We start from the raw sequence: 14516 nt of genomic DNA on the forward strand, positions 1-14516 counted from the left end.
GAGCAGTGCCGCCTGATCATGGTGGATCCCAAGATGCTGGAACTGTCCGTCTATGACGGCATTCCCCATCTCCTCGCCCCGGTGGTCACCGATCCCAAGAAGGCGGTGGTGGCCCTCAAATGGGCGGTGCGGGAGATGGAGGACCGCTACAAGAAGATGTCGAAGCTGGGCGTGCGCAACATCGACGGCTTCAATGCCCGCGTCTCCGACGCCCAGAAGAAGGGCGAATCGCTCGCCCGCACGGTGCAGACCGGCTTCGACCACGAGACCGGCGAAGCCATCTATGAGCGCGAGGAGATGGAGCTGGGGCCGCTGCCCTACATCGTCGTCATCGTCGACGAGATGGCCGACCTCATGCTCACCGCCGGCAAGGATATCGAAGGCGCCATCCAGCGCTTGGCGCAGATGGCCCGCGCCGCCGGCATCCACCTGGTGATGGCGACGCAGCGCCCGTCCGTGGATGTCATCACCGGCACCATCAAGGCCAATTTCCCCACCCGCATCTCGTTCCAGGTGACCTCGAAGATCGACAGCCGGACGATCCTGGGCGAGATGGGCGCCGAGCAGCTGCTCGGCCAGGGCGACATGCTCTACATGGCGGGGGGCGGCCGCATCAGCCGCGTGCACGGCCCGTTCGTCTCCGACGAGGAGGTGGAGCGCGTGGTGCGGCACCTGAAGGCCCAGGGCGTGCCGGACTATGTGGACGCGGTCACCGCCGACATGGACGAGGACGGCGGCGAGGACGGCGCGGTGTTCGACAAGGGCGCGTTCGGCGAGGAGGGGCAGGACCTCTATTCGCAGGCCGTGGCGGTGGTGATGCGCGACAAGAAATGCTCCACCTCCTATATCCAGCGCCGGCTCCAGATCGGCTACAACCGCGCCGCCTCGCTGGTGGAGCGGATGGAGAAGGAGGGCGTGGTCGGCGCCCCCAACCATGCCGGCAAGCGGGAGATCCTGCTGTCCGACGAGGCGGCGGAATAGCCCCGCCGCAGCGGCCGGTTCGCCCCCGCTCACGCCCGCGTGCGGTGCGGCAGGCGGACACAGGATCGCCATAGGGAACAGCTAGAGCCCCGTTGTGCGGCTTGCATTTGCGGGCCGGACAGTGAAGCCTTTCCGATGCTGGGTTGCGCAGCGCATGAACGGGCCGGGCGTTCCGGCAGGGTCATCGTGGGAACCAAGCGCTAACAATGCGACGTATAAAGCGGGGATGTGCGCGACATGCGTGATTCGCGCTTCTGCCGGATACCCATGATGCCCCGCCGCCTTGCCCTCTCCCTCGCGCTTCTCCTCGGCATGGCGGCCGCGCCGGGCGCCCTGCTGCCGGGTGCCCTGGCGCCGGGTGCCTGGGCCCAGGGCATCCTGCTGCCGCCGGGGGAGATTCCGGGCGCGGCGGGCGGGCAGTCGTCCGGTTCGCTCCTGTTCTCGCCGCAGCCGCTGGCCCCGCCGCCGCCGCCGGCGCCGCGCGCCGCCGCGCCGGCCGCCCAGGCGCCCGCGGCCCAGGCTCCCTCTGCCCAAATCCCTGCCGCCCAGACTCCTGCCGCCCAGACTCCCGCCGCGCCGCCGGCGGTTCAGGCCGCCGTGCCGCTGCCGACGCAGCGCCCGGCCTCCGCCGACCAGCCGCGCCCGGCCGCGCCCGCCCAGGTGGCGGCGCCGCGCGGGCCGGTGCAGACCCCTGCGGTCGCCCCCGCGCCCGCCCAGGGCGATCTCGGCCGCGCCGACATCGCCACGGTGGACAAGCTCTCGGCCTATTGGAATTCGGTGCAGACCCTGGTGGGCACCTTCGTGCAGGTGGACGCTGACGGCACCCGCAAGACCGGCGACTTCTACATGCAGAAGCCCGGCCGCGTGCGGTTCGAATACAATGCCCCGACGCAGATCGAGCTGATCTCCAACGGCCAGTCGGTGGCGGTGCGCGACCGCAAGCTGAACACGCAGGACGTCACGCCTTTGGCGCAGACCCCGCTGCGCTTCCTGCTGGCGGATCGCATCGACCTGTCCCGCAACCCCAATGTGGTCGGGGTGTACCAGGACAATCTCTACATCTCGGTGGTGATGCAGGAGCAGGTGCCGATGATGGGCACCTACCGCCTGCTGATCATGTTCGACGCCAAGGACTACCAGCTGCGGCAGTGGATCGTGACCGACCCGCAGGGCTACGACACCTCGGTGGCGGTCTCGAAGCTGAACTACACCCAGCAGCCCGATCCGCGCCTGTTCAACATCAATTTCGAGCGCATGCTGCAATAGGCGGGCGGTGGCGGATAAGAGATGTCGCGAGACGGCTCAAGCCGCAGACTTGGATTTCTTGCCGGGGCCGCCGTACTCGGGCCGCAAGTCGCCGCTCTCGGTATAGATGCCTTCGGCAATGAGAGCGGCGCGTGCAGCTTCTTTGCTCACGGTGATCTTGTCCGTGTAGTCCTTGATCAGCTTCTTGATCGCGGTGCGGCGCTGCTCGTCGGTCATGAAATGACTCTCCTGATTTTGAAATAGCTCCTTTGGCGACCTCTTTGAAGGCGCGTCCCATTTTCCGGGTCTCAAAAGTGGCGGGGCGATCCTGGAATGGCGGATTCGAAAGCTCCTTGTTCGGAGGTCCTGAATTCGCGGTCTGGCACCGCCGCTCACCGTTTTGAACCCGCCAATCCCGAAAACCTTGCCCTCCGGGCGCCCGAAGGGCTAGTCAGGATGTCCCCCCTCCCGCCCCGGGTCGTGCCTTGCCGCTCACCGTCTGCACCTGGAACATCAATTCCGTCCGCATCCGTCTCGACATCGTCAAGGAGACCGTGGAGCGCCTCAAGCCGGACGTGCTGTGCCTTCAGGAAACCAAGTGCCAGGACGATAAATTCCCGCTCGCCGCCGTCCGCGAACTCGGCTTCCCGCATATCGCGCTCAACGGGCAGAAGGGCTGGCACGGCGTCGCCACCTTCTCCAAGCGCCCGTTCGAGGCGATCGAGAAGCAGGAGTTCTGCGGCAAGGGCGATGCCCGGCACATCGCCGTGACGCTGGGCGGCACGGCGGGGCTGGCGGCCCCGGTCACCATCCATAATTTCTACGTGCCGGCGGGCGGCGACGAGCCGGACCCGGAGATCAATCCGAAGTTCGCCCACAAGCTCGCCTTCCTGGACGAGGCCATCGCCTGGGAGCGCCTCACCGAGGCCGGCCGGCCGGCGGATGCGCACGCCATCCTGGTGGGCGACCTCAACATCGCCCCGCTGGAAACCGACGTGTGGAACCACAAGCAGCTGCTGTCCGTGGTCAGCCACACGCCGGTGGAGGTGGACCTGCTGAACCGCTTCCAGGCGGCGGGGCCGTGGGTGGACGTGATGCGCAATTTCATCCCGCCGGCGGAGAAGCTGTTCACCTGGTGGAGCTACCGCTCGCCCGACTACACCGTGAACGACCGCGGCCGGCGGCTGGACCATGTGTGGTCAAGCCGCGGCCTCGCGCCCAAGGCCCGCGCGATGACCGTGCTGAAGGAGGCGCGCTCCTGGGAGAAGCCCTCCGACCACGTGCCGGTGGCGGTGACGTTCGACATCTGAGGGCGCGGAGCGGCGCGTGCCGCAACCATGGAGGAACCATGGAGACCGCAGGCCGGGGCTGGGAATTGCGCATCGAGCGCCGCCGCGTGCAGCGGCGTGGCGGGCGGCTGCGGACCGTCGGCCTCTATCAGGTCTTCCACGCCGGCGTGGCGCAGCCCGGGCTCGCCGGCATGTCCGCCGAGCCGCACGGGCCGGGCGACAACAGGGTGATGGGGAACGGCCGGCGGCTGGAGGCCGGCGCCTATCCCCTGGCCACCCAGGCCGGCCGCGACTATGTCACCTTCGGTCATTGCGCCGGCGAGGATCCCGGCCGGACGCCGAAGCCGGCGCTGGCGGTGGACGGGACCGGCAACCGCACCGAGATCCTGATCCATCCTGGTCATGGCTTCCTGGCCAGCACCGGCTGCATCAATCTCGCGGCGCCCCTTGCCCGGGGCACGCGCGACATCGCTTTTCTGGACAGCCGCGCCCGTGTGGTTGCGGTGATCGAGGATCTGCGGGTTTTCGCCGGAGCCGGCTTCCCGCCGGAGAACGGCCGACCCATCGCCGGCGCCTGGCTGGTGATCGCGGGCGAGCCCTAGCGCTGCGGCGGCTTGCCGGGCGCCTGCGGCGGGCCGCGACGCGCCGGGCGGATGGGCGTCTCCAGCCGGTCGCGCACGGTGTCGAGCGCGCGCATCAGCGCGTCCACCCGCTGCGCGAAGGCCTGGCGCATCTCCACCGCCGCCTCGGGGAAGCTTTCCAGCACCCGCAGGAAGGTGGTGCGCGGGATGCGCATGACGGTGGAAGCTTCCACCGCCGCCGCCGTGGCGGGGCGCGGCCGGTCGAGCAGCAGCGCCGTCTCGCCGATCAACGCGCCGGGCAGCGCCTCCAGCGTGCCGCGCCGCTTGCCGGGGCTGCCGGAGAACACCTCCAGCCGGCCGGCGGCCACCACATAGCCGCAGTCGGCCGCGTCCCCGGCCTGGAACAGCACCTCGCCCGGGCGCAGGCGCTGCTGCTCGGCGCTGATCGCCAGGATGCGCAGCGCCTCGGGCGCCAGCACCTTGAAGGTGGGCACGCCCTGGAGGAGCACCACATCCTGGTCGAGGCTCACGCGCGGCTCCTGAGGGTGGCGGGCGGGATCACGGGACGAGCTTGTAGCCCCCGGCCTGGGTGGCGAGCAGGGTGGGGTTGGAGGGGTCGGGCTCGATCTTCTGGCGCAGCCGGTAGATGTGGGTCTCCAGCGTGTGGGTGGTCACGCCGGAATTGTAGCCCCACACTTCCTGCAGCAGGGTCTCGCGCGCCACCGGGCTTTTGCCGGCGCGGTAGAGATAGCGCAGGATCGCGGTTTCCTTCTCGGTGAGGCGGATCTTCGAGCCGCGGTCGGTCAGCAGCATCTTCGCGCCGGGGCGGAAGCTGTACGGGCCGATGGCGAACACCGCGTCCTCGCTGGCCTCGTGGCTGCGCATCTGCGCCCGCAGGCGGGCCAGCAGCACGGCGAAGCGGAACGGCTTGGCGATATAGTCGTTCGCCCCGGCCTCCAGGCCGAGAATGGTGTCGCTGTCGGTGTCGTGCCCGGTCAGCATGATGATGGGCGCCTTGAAGCCGTTGCGGCGCATCTGGCGCACGGCGTCGCGGCCGTCCATGTCCGGCAGGCCGACATCCATGATGACGAGGTCCACCGCCCCGTTCTTGGCGGCATCCAGCGCTTCCTGCGCGCTGCCGGCGGGAATGGCCTCGAACTCGTCCTGTAGCGCGAGCTGCTCGATCAGCGCGTCGCGCAGTTCCGGGTCGTCCTCGACCACCAGGATCTTCCACGCATTCGCCATGCAAACCTCCGTTACCCTGGTCGCCCCTTGCGGGGCTTGCGGGCACGCGAATCGCGCAAGTACATCACGCTCAGGGATTCGCGCAAATTTGCCCAGCTAAACTGGGCGCTAGGGGTATTATAGTAAATATGACCCGGCAACTTCCTGTGGGGATCTCGAAGATCGCCGTGCGCCGCCTGCCCGGCGGCCGCCATCGCGGCGTGCTGAGCGTGGCGGGCCGCACCCTTGCCGTGGCCTTGGGCCGGGGCGGGATCGGCTTCGACAAGCGCGAGGGGGACGGCCGCACGCCCGCGGGCGTCTGGCACCCGGTGCGGGTGCTCTACCGCGCCGACCGGGTGGCGCGGCCGCTGACGCGGCTTCCGGTGGCCGCCATCCGCCCGGCGGACGGCTGGTGCGACGATCCTCAAGACCGGCGCTACAATCGCCCCGTCGCGCTGCCGTTTCCGGCCTCCCACGAACGCCTGTGGCGGGATGATGGGCTCTATGACCTCCTGCTCGTGATCGACCACAACACCCGCCCCCGGGTGAAGGGACGCGGCTCGGCGGTGTTCATCCATCTGGCGCGGCCGGGCTACCGGCCGACCGAGGGATGCGTCGCGCTCAAGCCCGCCGACCTGCGCCGCCTCCTTACAGGGCTTGGGCCCGGCACGCGCATCATCATTTCGTGACGTGAGGCGGTGTCCACCGCTTCACTTTTCATTGGAGAAAATCCAATGATATAAACCGCATCGCGCCAGGGTCCGCAGAGGCCCGGCGCGTCGATGCGGAAATCAGCCGTCCCGGCCAGCCGGAAAAGGGCAGCGCCTTGATCGCGCGCCGCCCGCGCCCCGGCCGTCCGCGCGAGGCTCCTTCCCGCTGCCTCAGGCCCTAGGGATGACGCCTGTCCGATGTCCATGAGAGAGCAGAGCCCCGTCTCCGTCGGGCTTTTCGTCACATGTCTGGTGGACACCATGCGGCCGAGCGTCGGCTTTGCCGCCGTGCGCCTGCTGGAGGCCGCCGGTTGCGCGGTGAGCGTGCCGCGCCAGACCTGCTGCGGCCAGCCGGCGTTCAATTCCGGTGACCGCGCCACCACGCGGGCGCTGGCCGAGCAGATGATCACGGCCTTCGAGACCTTCGACTACGTGGTCGCCCCCTCCGGCTCCTGCGCCGGCATGATCAAGACCCATTATCCCGAGCTGTTCGTCGGCGAGCCGGACTGGATGCCCCGGGTGGAGCGCTTCTGCGCCAAGGTGTTCGAGCTGGTCTCCTTCCTCGCCGACGTGCGCGGCGTGACCCATGTGGCCGCCGCCTATGAGGGCACGGTGACCTATCACGACAGCTGCTCGGGCCTGCGCGAGCTGGGCATCCAGGCGCAGCCGCGCCAGCTGCTGGCGAGCGTCGCCGGCCTGACCCTGGCGGAGATGCCGGACAGCGACGTGTGCTGCGGCTTCGGCGGCACCTTCTGCGTGAAATATCCCGACGTCTCCAACGCCATCGTGGAGAAGAAGGCGGCCAACATCGTCGCCAGCGGCGCCGATACGCTGCTGGCGGGCGATCTCGGCTGCCTCATGAACATGGCCGGCAAGCTCCAGCGCGAAGGCCGCTCCATCCGCGTGCGGCACGTGGCCGAGGTGCTGGCCGGGATCGGCGACACGCCGCCCATCGGCCAGCCGCGCCCGAGCGCCGCGGGCCTCGGCGAAGCCGGGCAGGGGAGGAAGCCGTGAGCGTCCACATCACCTCGCCCGATTTCAAGGCCAACGCCCGCAAGGCGCTCGCCGACGCGCCGCTGCAACAGGCCCTCGCCAAGGTGGGGCCGGGCTTCATCGGCAAGCGCGCCGCCGCCGCCGACAAGCTGCCGGAGTTCAAGGCGCTGCGCGACAGCGCGCGGGACATCAAGAACCACACGCTGGCCCATCTCGACCTCTATCTGGAGCGCTTCGAGACCAAGGCGCGCGCGGCCGGCGGCCATGTGCATTTCGCCGTGGACGCGGCGCAGGCGCGCGACATCGTGCTCGACATCTGCCGCCAGCTCGGGGCGAAGACGGTTACCAAGGGCAAGAGCATGATCTCCGAGGAGATCGCGCTCAACGACCATCTGGAAGCCAACGGCATCGAGCCGGTGGAGACCGATCTCGGCGAATACCTCATCCAGATCCGCGGCGAGGGACCGTCCCACATCATCGCCCCCGCCATCCACCTCAACAAGGAGCAGGTGGAGGCGGACTTCCGCCGGGTGCATGCGGACCTGCCGCCGGAGCGCAACCTGTCCGAGCCCACCGCCCTGCTGGCGGAAGCGCGCGGCAAGCTGCGCGAGCGCTTCCTCGCCGCCGACGTGGGCATCACCGGGGCCAACTTCCTGGTGGCGGAAACCGGCACCTCGATCATCGTCACCAACGAGGGCAACGGCGACCTCACCCAGACCCTGCCGAAGGCGCACATCGTGCTCGCCTCGCTGGAGAAGCTGGTGCCGACGCTGGAGGACGTGAGCCAGCTCCTGCGCGTGCTGGCGCGCTCGGCCACCGGCCAGGAGATGAGCGTCTACACCACCTTCTCCACTGGCCCGCGCCGCGCCGACGACCTCGACGGGCCGGGCGAGTACCACGTGGTGATCCTGGACAACGGCCGCTCCGGCATGCTGGCCGGGCAGTTCCGCGAGATGCTCCGCTGCATCCGCTGCGGCGCCTGCATGAACCATTGCCCGGTCTATCACGCGGTGGGCGGGCATGCGTATGGCTGGGTCTATCCCGGCCCCATGGGCGCGGTGCTGACCCCCTCGCTGATCGGCATCGAGAAGGGCCGCAACCTGCCCAACGCCTCCACCTTCTGCGGCCGCTGCGAACAGGTGTGCCCGGTGCGCATCCCGCTGCCGAAGCTGATGCGCAACTGGCGCGAGAAGGAGTTCGAGCGCCACCTCACCCCCGCGACGCAGCGCTATGGGCTGGCGTTCTGGGCCTTCTTCGCCCGGCGCGGCTGGCTCTACCGGCCGGCGACGCGCGCCGCCATGGCCGTGCTGGCGCTGGCCGGCAAGGCGCGCGGCCGCTTCTCCAAGCTGCCGCTCGCCGGCGGCTGGACGCAGTATCGCGAGTTTCCCGCCCCCGAGGGCGGCACCTTCCAGGCCCAGTGGGCCGCCCGCACATCCGCCCAAAAGTCCGCCCGCTAAGCGGGCGCGCTGGTTTCCCTCATCCGGAGAAGCGCGCAAGTGACTTCCTCTTCTTCAGACCATTCCTCCCGCGACGTGGTGTTCGCATCCGTCCGCCGGGCCCTCGGGGTCAATGGCGCCGAGGCGCCCCGCCGCCAGGCGGTGGCCGATCGCATCGCCGGCCATCCGGAAGGCGTCATCCCCGCCCGCGCCCAGCTGCCGGCGGACGAGCAGATCGCCTTGTTCAAGGCCATGGTGGAGGCGGCGGCGGCGACGCTCGTCCATCTGCCGGACGCCGCCGCCGTACCGGGCGCGGTCGCCGCCTATCTGCGCGCGCGCAACCTGCCCATGAGCATCCTGCGCGGCGCCGACCCACGCCTCGCCGGCCTGCCCTGGCAGGACGAGCCCGCGCTCGACGTGTGGATCGGCCCCTCCGACGGCCGGCAATTGGCTGGCCTGTCCCACGCCTTCGCCGGCATCGCCGAATCGGGCACGGTGGTGATGCTGTCCGGGCCGGACAATCCCTCCACCCTCAACCTGCTGCCGGACCATCACCTGGTGGTGGTGGACGCCCGCGACGTGACCGGCACCTATGAGGAGGTGTGGACGCGCATCCGCGCCGCCTACGGGCCGGGCACGCTGCCGCGCACGGTCAACTGGATCACCGGGCCGTCGCGCTCGGCCGACATCGAGCAGACGCTGCTGCTCGGCGCGCACGGGCCGCGCAGCCTGCACGTCCTGCTGGTGGGCGAGATGCCGGCGGGCGAGGCGTGAGCGGCGCGATCGGGCCGCTGCGCAACCGCGTCGATCCGTTCGGCGCCATCGCCGCCCATCCGGCGCGCGGGCTGCTGATGGGCAATCGCGGCGGGCGCATCCACGATCCGCGCACCCGCACGCTCACCGGGCGGGCCTGGGTGTCGCGGCAGTGGATCTGCTGCGCGCTCACCTTCCGCGACCGCCGCCGGGCGGTGATGGGCGAGGGCTATACGGAACTGTTCTTCCTCGACGAGGTGGTGGCCTTCGCCGCCGGCCACCGGCCGTGCTTCCAGTGCCGCCGCGCCGCCGCCGAGGCCTTCGCCGCCGCCTGGGCCAAGGGCGAGGGCACGCTGCCGCCGGGCGCCGGCGAGATGGACCGGCGCCTGCATGCCGAGCGGCTCAACGGCACCCGCCGCCGCCTGCATCCGCGCCGGCTGGCGGACCTGCCCGACGGCGCCGTGTTCGAGACCCCCGAGGGGCCGGTGGCGGTGAAGGAGGGGCACCTGCTGCGCTGGAGCTTCTCCGGCTGGCACGCGATGGCCGGCGGCCCCGGACCGCAGGAGACGGTGCAGGTGCTCACCCCGCCCGCCGTGCTGCATGCCCTGGCCGCCGGATACCGGCCGCTGTGGCACCCGAGCGCCGCAGCGTCAATTCACCGGGAGTGATGCGCCGGCGCCACGCTTGGGGGGAAAAACGCACCGGGGGGACGGCCGCGCGGGGACCGATCGGGATGTTCGGCGTTGCTCACGACAGCAAATGTCGTCAGAAAACGACGGACACATGACGGTGAGCCTATGACGTTCCGCGCCCGTACCGCGTTCCCGCGCCTTCTCGCCCTGGCCTTCGCGGCCGTGGTCCTGTCCCTCGCCGCCCACGGCAGCGCCAGCGCCCAGCCCGGGCCGCGCGTCTACCTCATGCGCGGGCTCGCCAACGTCTTCTCCACCGGGCTCGACACCCTGGCCAGCAAGCTCCAGGCCAAGGGCATTTCGGCCAATGTCTATGAATATGGCCAGTGGCAGCAGCTGGCGGACGATGCGGTGGCCTGGTCGCGCGCCAACGGCAAGGCGCCGGTGGTGATCATCGGCCATTCGCTCGGCGCCGACACCGCCATCGAGATGGCCGAGCGCATGACCGCGCTGGGCATTCCGCCCCGCCTGGTGGTGACCTTCGATCCGGTGGGGGTGACGCAGGTGGGCCGCTCGGGCGGCCGCTTCGTCAATTACTACCAGTCCAACAACGGCTTCGGAAAGCGCCTGACCACCGGGCCGGGCTTTTCCGGCACGCTGGTGAACCGCAACGAGGACGCCGCCGCCGCCCAGGGCCTGGACCATTTCAATATCGAGAAGGCCGAGGCCCTGCACCAGGACGTGATCGCCATGGTGCGCGCCCTGGCCCGTCCCAAGCCGCGCCCGAAGCCGGCTCCCGCCGCCGATCCTGCGGCGCCCACGGCCGGCGCCGCCACGCCCGCGCCCGCGGCGTCCGCCCAGGCGCCGGCTGAGACCGTCAGCGCCGCCTCGCACTGACCGCCCGCGCGCCTCTCGGGATCAGCTCCCGAAGGCCCGCCATCCCGCCGCCACCGCCACCGCTGCGAGGACGGCGAAGAAATCGCTGCGCGTGAGCCTGGTGACGACGAACGCCGCCAGCAGGCCGGCCGCCATGGCGAGGTCGCCATGCACGGCGGTGGGGGCGACGATGGCCACCAGCACCGCGCCCGGCAGGCAGTCCAGGATCTTGTGCACGCGCGGCGTCAGCGGCACCAGGCGCATCAGGAAGAAGCCGCTGGCGCGGTTGAACATGGTGGCGGCGGCCATCACCAGGATGGCCAGCAGCGTCTGCGGATCAACGCTTGTCATCGGCATAGCCTCCGGCGATGGCGCCCGCCATGGCGCCGATGACGATGAACCACCAGCCCGGCACCAGATAGGACGCGGCGACTGAGACCACCGCCGCCACGCCCCAGCTCACCGCCTGCCGCCGGCCCTTCCAGTTCGGCACCAGCATGGCGACGAAGAAGGCCGGGACCACGAGGTCGATGGCGAAGCGCTTGGGGTCCGGCAGCCCGCCGCCGATCACCTGCCCGGCCGCGGTGGAGACCACCCACACCAGCCAGGTGACGAGGCCGGAGCCGATGAAGAAGCCGGCATCGCTGCCGCCATTGGTGCGGTAGCGCATCGAGGCGGCCCAGTTGTTGTCGGCCATCAGCAGCAGCGACAGATAGGCCTGCCAGCCGGGCAACTGCCCGAGCCAGGGCCGCATCGCCGCCGACATCAGGAAATGGCGCATGTTGACCGTGAAGGTGAGCAGCGCCAGCGCCAGCAGCGCGCCGGGGGTCCAGTATGCGGACCATCCTTCCAGCGCCACCATCTGGGCGAGGCCGGCGAAGACCAGCGCGCTGGAGAGGCTTGCCTCCAGCAGTGAGAAGCCCTTCTGCGCCGCGGCCGCGCCGAACGCCATGCCGAAGACGGCAAGGCCCGGCATCAAGGGGATCATGGTGCGCGCGCCCTCCGCGAGCCCGGCTCGGGTGATGGCGACGCGCGAGGAGGAGGCGCGCGAGGGGGAGGGAGGTGTCATGGGCGGCCGATGCGGGAGGAACGGCGGTTATGCCGGAGGGGACGCCATGCGCCAACCCGTTTTCGTCAGCCGCCGTGCCCCGGCTCGAACAGATGCTCCAGCCCCGCGTCCCACGGCGGCACCGAGCCGTAGAGCGCGGCGAGATGGTCGATGAACACCCGCACCTTCTGCGGCAGGAAGCGGCGCGAGGGATAGACCGCGAACACGCCGACCCGGTGCGAGGCGCGGTAGGCCGGCAGCACCACTTGCAGCGCGCCGCTGCTCAGCTCCGGCCCCACGTCCCAGGTTGAGCGGAGCGCGATGCCGACCCCGGCGAGCACCGCCTCGCGCACCACCTCGTTGGAATTGGTGCGCAGCGGCGAATGCACGCGCTGCGTCACCGGCCCGTCCGGCCCTTGCAGCCGCCAGGGATCCTGGCCGTGGGTGGCGAGCAGCACATGGTCGGCGAGGTCGGCGAAGGTCAGGGGCTCGCCGGCGCGCGCGACATAGGCCGGGGTGGCGCACAGCACCCGGTGGACCGGGGCGAGGCGCCGCGCCACCAGGCTGGAATCGGTCAGGTCCGCGATGCGGACCGCGATGTCGAAGCCGTCGCCGACGATGTCGACGAAGGCGTCGGAGAGTTCCAGATCCACAGTCAGCTCGGGGTTGGCGTCCAGCAGCGGGCCGAGATGGGGGGCGATGTGCAGCCGGCCGAACGAGGTGGGGGCCGACACCCGCAACAGGCCGCGCGCCTCCGACGAGCGGCGGGCGAGCTGGCTTTCCGCCTCCTCCACCGAGGCGAGGATCGACACCACCCGGTCGTAGAAGCCCTGGCCCGCCTCGGTCAGCGTGACCTTGCGCGTGGTGCGCTGGAACAGCCTTGTGCCGAGCCGCTCCTCCAGCCGCTGCACGCGCTTGGACACCACCGGCGGCGACAGCCCCAGCTCCCGCCCGGCGGCGGAGAGGCCGCCGGCGGTGACGATGCGGGCGAAGATCTCCAGGTCCGCGAGATTGCCGATCATCGGCCGCACCTCGGGCGAGGTGCGGCGGGCGGGGGCGGGATCGCGGCGCATTGTTTCCATGGCTGCATTTATTTTAGCCGCAGCGGCAATAATCAACGACAGATTTTCGCATCGAAACGATTATAGTCGCCGGTAACGAGAAACATTCTAGGGACGACCGCCATGACGGGCCTCAGGCTGCCGGAAGCGGATGCGGGGGTGCTGGCCCGCCGGGAAGAGATCATCGCCGCGCTGCGCGCCATCGTGCCCGGCGAGGGGGTCATCGCCCAGGAACGGGAGATGCGCCCGTATGAATCCGACGCGCTGACCGCCTACAAGCAACTGCCCCTCGTCGTGGTGCTGCCCTCCACCACCGAGCAGGTGGCGCAGGTGCTGCGCTATTGCCACGAGAACACGATCCGCGTGGTGCCGCGCGGCGCGGGCACCTCGCTTTCCGGCGGCGCGCTGCCGCTCGCCGACGCGGTGCTGCTCGGCATGGGCAAGTTCAACCGCGTGCTCGACATCGACTTTCCCAACCGCTGCGCCGTGGTGCAGCCGGGGGTCACCAACCTCGGCATCACCAAGGCGGTGGAGCACGAGAATTTCTATTACGCGCCCGACCCGTCCTCCCAGATCGCCTGCACCATCGGCGGCAATGTGGGCGAGAATTCCGGCGGCGTGCACTGCCTCAAATACGGCCTGACGACCAACAACGTGCTCGGCGTCGAGATGGTGCTCATCACCGGCGAGATCGTCCGCCTCGGCGGCAAGCACCTGGACGCCGGCGGGCTGGAATTGCTCAGCGTCATCATCGGCTCGGAGGGGCTGCTGGGCGTGGTCACCGAGGTCACCGTGCGCCTCCTGAAGAAGCCGGACATGGCCCGCGCCGTGCTGGTGGGCTTTCCCACCTCCGAGGACGCGGGCGAATGCGTCGCCCGCACCATCGCCGCCGGCATCATCCCCGCCGCCATCGAGATGATGGACCGCGACGCCATCGCCGCCGCCGAGGCCTTCGTCAATGTCGGCTATCCGCTCGATGTTGAGGCGCTGCTCATCGTCGAGCTGGACGGCCCCGAGGCGGAATGCGCCCACCTGCTGGAGGAAGTCTCCGCCATCGCCCGGGTCTGCAACGCCGCCACCCTGCGCGTGTCCACCAGCGAGGACGAGCGCCTCGGCTTCTGGGCCGGGCGCAAGGCGGCCTTCCCGGCGGTGGGGCGCATCTCGCCGGACTATCTGTGCATGGACGGCACCATCCCGCGCAAGGCGCTGCCCCTCGTCCTGGCGCGCATGCGCGAGCTGTCGGAGACGCACGGCCTGAAGTGCGCCAACGTGTTCCACGCCGGCGACGGCAACCTGCACCCGCTGATCCTCTATGACGCCAACAAGGGCGAGATGGATGCGGCGGAAGCCTTCGGCGCCGACATCCTGCGGCTGTGCGTGGAGGTGGGCGGCGTACTCACCGGCGAGCACGGCGTGGGCATCGAGAAGCGCGACCTGATGCCGGTGATGTTCGACGAGGTGGACCTCGCCCACCAGCAGCGGCTGAAATGCGCCTTCGACGCCGAGGGCCTGCTCAACCCCGGCAAGGTGTTCCCGACCCTGCACCGCTGCGCCGAACTCGGGCGCATGCATGTGAGCGGCGGGCAGGTGCCGTTCCCCGATCTTCCCCGCTTTTGAAGCAGTCTCAGGCGAAGTGGGAGCCGGTTCGCGTGAAGAGAATGCGAAAAACGCAAAATGAGGCCGTCCTCGC

The 14516-nt window shown here is 70.1% G+C and carries 17 protein-coding genes; 11 read left to right on the forward strand and 6 right to left on the reverse strand.

The annotated features are described in order from the left end of the window. Together YU1_RS30700 and YU1_RS30705 are read left to right on the forward strand one after the other, a co-directional pair. A partial coding sequence (locus tag YU1_RS30700; RefSeq protein ID WP_035716341.1) for a DNA translocase FtsK occupies positions 1 to 981 on the forward strand: 981 nt, incomplete at its 5' end. Positions 982 to 1218: 237 nt separating this feature from the next. Next, entirely contained in the window at positions 1219 to 2247 is a 1029-nt protein-coding gene (locus YU1_RS30705) for an outer-membrane lipoprotein carrier protein LolA (protein WP_245263416.1), read from the forward strand. A gap of 36 nt (positions 2248 to 2283) precedes the next feature. Here YU1_RS30705 and YU1_RS0122135 read toward each other — a convergent pair whose 3' ends face one another. Continuing rightward, positions 2284 to 2463 (reverse strand): hypothetical protein, encoded by a 180-nt coding sequence (locus tag YU1_RS0122135; protein WP_029005941.1) that lies wholly within the window; start codon positions 2461 to 2463, stop codon positions 2284 to 2286. Between the two features lie 248 nt (positions 2464 to 2711). Here YU1_RS0122135 and YU1_RS0122140 point away from each other — a divergent pair, with 248 nt between their 5' ends. Then, positions 2712 to 3536: an exodeoxyribonuclease III gene (locus YU1_RS0122140; RefSeq protein ID WP_029005942.1), complete on the forward strand. Its 825-nt coding sequence runs from the start codon at positions 2712 to 2714 to the stop codon at positions 3534 to 3536. 38 nt (positions 3537 to 3574) lie between these two features. Then, positions 3575 to 4117 carry a hypothetical protein gene (locus tag YU1_RS0122145; RefSeq protein WP_029005943.1) on the forward strand — a complete coding sequence of 181 codons (543 nt, stop codon included), beginning with the start codon at positions 3575 to 3577 and terminating at the stop codon, positions 4115 to 4117. Here the strand turns inward: YU1_RS0122145 and YU1_RS30710 are convergent. Both YU1_RS30710 and YU1_RS0122155 read right to left on the reverse strand, forming a co-directional pair. After that, a complete protein-coding gene (locus tag YU1_RS30710; RefSeq protein ID WP_084540045.1) occupies positions 4114 to 4626 on the reverse strand; it encodes a cyclic nucleotide-binding domain-containing protein in 513 nt (170 codons plus the stop codon). The genes YU1_RS0122145 and YU1_RS30710 overlap by 4 nt on opposite strands. Positions 4627 to 4654: 28 nt before the next feature. Then, entirely contained in the window at positions 4655 to 5341 is a 687-nt protein-coding gene (locus tag YU1_RS0122155) for a response regulator transcription factor (RefSeq protein WP_029005944.1), read from the reverse strand. A 128-nt stretch (positions 5342 to 5469) separates the two neighbouring features. Here YU1_RS0122155 and YU1_RS0122160 point away from each other — a divergent pair, with 128 nt between their 5' ends. From YU1_RS0122160 to YU1_RS30720, 6 genes are all read left to right on the forward strand, one after another. Beyond that, positions 5470 to 6009 (forward strand): L,D-transpeptidase family protein, encoded by a 540-nt coding sequence (locus YU1_RS0122160; protein WP_029005945.1) that lies wholly within the window; start codon positions 5470 to 5472, stop codon positions 6007 to 6009. Positions 6010 to 6228: 219 nt separating this feature from the next. Then, a complete protein-coding gene (locus YU1_RS30715) occupies positions 6229 to 7044 on the forward strand; it encodes a (Fe-S)-binding protein (RefSeq protein WP_051357186.1) in 816 nt (271 codons plus the stop codon). Then, positions 7041 to 8480 (forward strand): LutB/LldF family L-lactate oxidation iron-sulfur protein, encoded by a 1440-nt coding sequence (locus tag YU1_RS0122170; protein ID WP_029005946.1) that lies wholly within the window; start codon positions 7041 to 7043, stop codon positions 8478 to 8480. Before YU1_RS30715 ends, YU1_RS0122170 begins: the two co-directional genes overlap by 4 nt. 39 nt (positions 8481 to 8519) lie before the next feature. Next, on the forward strand, positions 8520 to 9233 hold the full coding sequence (locus tag YU1_RS0122175) for a LutC/YkgG family protein (RefSeq protein WP_029005947.1): 714 nt from the start codon (positions 8520 to 8522) through the stop codon (positions 9231 to 9233). Next, complete coding sequence (locus YU1_RS0122180; protein WP_029005948.1) at positions 9230 to 9880, forward strand: hypothetical protein; 651 nt, start codon at positions 9230 to 9232, stop codon at positions 9878 to 9880. The genes YU1_RS0122175 and YU1_RS0122180 overlap by 4 nt, the downstream gene beginning before the upstream one ends. Positions 9881 to 10009: 129 nt before the next feature. Beyond that, a complete protein-coding gene (locus tag YU1_RS30720) occupies positions 10010 to 10738 on the forward strand; it encodes a thioesterase domain-containing protein (protein ID WP_051357188.1) in 729 nt (242 codons plus the stop codon). A gap of 21 nt (positions 10739 to 10759) precedes the next feature. On the opposite strand, the gene YU1_RS0122190 is transcribed toward YU1_RS30720, so the two are convergent. The 3 genes from YU1_RS0122190 to YU1_RS0122200 form a co-directional block, all read right to left on the reverse strand. Beyond that, positions 10760 to 11068 (reverse strand): AzlD family protein, encoded by a 309-nt coding sequence (locus YU1_RS0122190; RefSeq protein ID WP_029005949.1) that lies wholly within the window; start codon positions 11066 to 11068, stop codon positions 10760 to 10762. After that, on the reverse strand, positions 11055 to 11786 hold the full coding sequence (locus YU1_RS0122195; RefSeq protein WP_029005950.1) for an AzlC family ABC transporter permease: 732 nt from the start codon (positions 11784 to 11786) through the stop codon (positions 11055 to 11057). The genes YU1_RS0122190 and YU1_RS0122195 overlap by 14 nt, the downstream gene beginning before the upstream one ends. Before the next feature lie 65 nt (positions 11787 to 11851). Next, on the reverse strand, positions 11852 to 12787 hold the full coding sequence (locus YU1_RS0122200) for a LysR family transcriptional regulator (protein ID WP_029005951.1): 936 nt from the start codon (positions 12785 to 12787) through the stop codon (positions 11852 to 11854). 162 nt (positions 12788 to 12949) lie between these two features. Between YU1_RS0122200 and YU1_RS0122205 the strand changes: the two genes are divergently transcribed. Beyond that, positions 12950 to 14443, forward strand: coding sequence for an FAD-linked oxidase C-terminal domain-containing protein (locus tag YU1_RS0122205; RefSeq protein WP_029005952.1), 1494 nt, complete (start codon positions 12950 to 12952; stop codon positions 14441 to 14443). Positions 14444 to 14516: the final 73 nt, after the last annotated feature.

It is taken from the genome of Azorhizobium doebereinerae UFLA1-100, from assembly GCF_000473085.1.
Taxonomy (GTDB): Bacteria; Pseudomonadota; Alphaproteobacteria; order Rhizobiales; family Xanthobacteraceae; genus Azorhizobium; species Azorhizobium doebereinerae.

What these genes read in the sequence shown, in the direction of transcription:
- YU1_RS30705 (WP_245263416.1), top strand. Translation starts at nt 1,219, where the DNA reads ATGCGTGATTCGCGCTTCTGCCGGATACCCATGATGCCCCGCCGCCTT.
- YU1_RS0122135 (WP_029005941.1), bottom strand. Translation starts at nt 2,463, where the DNA reads ATGACCGACGAGCAGCGCCGCACCGCGATCAAGAAGCTGATCAAGGAC.
- YU1_RS0122145 (WP_029005943.1), top strand. Translation starts at nt 3,575, where the DNA reads ATGGAGACCGCAGGCCGGGGCTGGGAATTGCGCATCGAGCGCCGCCGC.
- YU1_RS0122155 (WP_029005944.1), bottom strand. Translation starts at nt 5,341, where the DNA reads ATGGCGAATGCGTGGAAGATCCTGGTGGTCGAGGACGACCCGGAACTG.
- YU1_RS0122160 (WP_029005945.1), top strand. Translation starts at nt 5,470, where the DNA reads ATGACCCGGCAACTTCCTGTGGGGATCTCGAAGATCGCCGTGCGCCGC.
- YU1_RS30715 (WP_051357186.1), top strand. Translation starts at nt 6,229, where the DNA reads ATGTCCATGAGAGAGCAGAGCCCCGTCTCCGTCGGGCTTTTCGTCACA.
- YU1_RS30720 (WP_051357188.1), top strand. Translation starts at nt 10,010, where the DNA reads ATGACGTTCCGCGCCCGTACCGCGTTCCCGCGCCTTCTCGCCCTGGCC.
- YU1_RS0122190 (WP_029005949.1), bottom strand. Translation starts at nt 11,068, where the DNA reads ATGACAAGCGTTGATCCGCAGACGCTGCTGGCCATCCTGGTGATGGCC.
- YU1_RS0122195 (WP_029005950.1), bottom strand. Translation starts at nt 11,786, where the DNA reads ATGACACCTCCCTCCCCCTCGCGCGCCTCCTCCTCGCGCGTCGCCATC.
- YU1_RS0122200 (WP_029005951.1), bottom strand. Translation starts at nt 12,787, where the DNA reads ATGATCGGCAATCTCGCGGACCTGGAGATCTTCGCCCGCATCGTCACC.
- YU1_RS0122205 (WP_029005952.1), top strand. Translation starts at nt 12,950, where the DNA reads ATGACGGGCCTCAGGCTGCCGGAAGCGGATGCGGGGGTGCTGGCCCGC.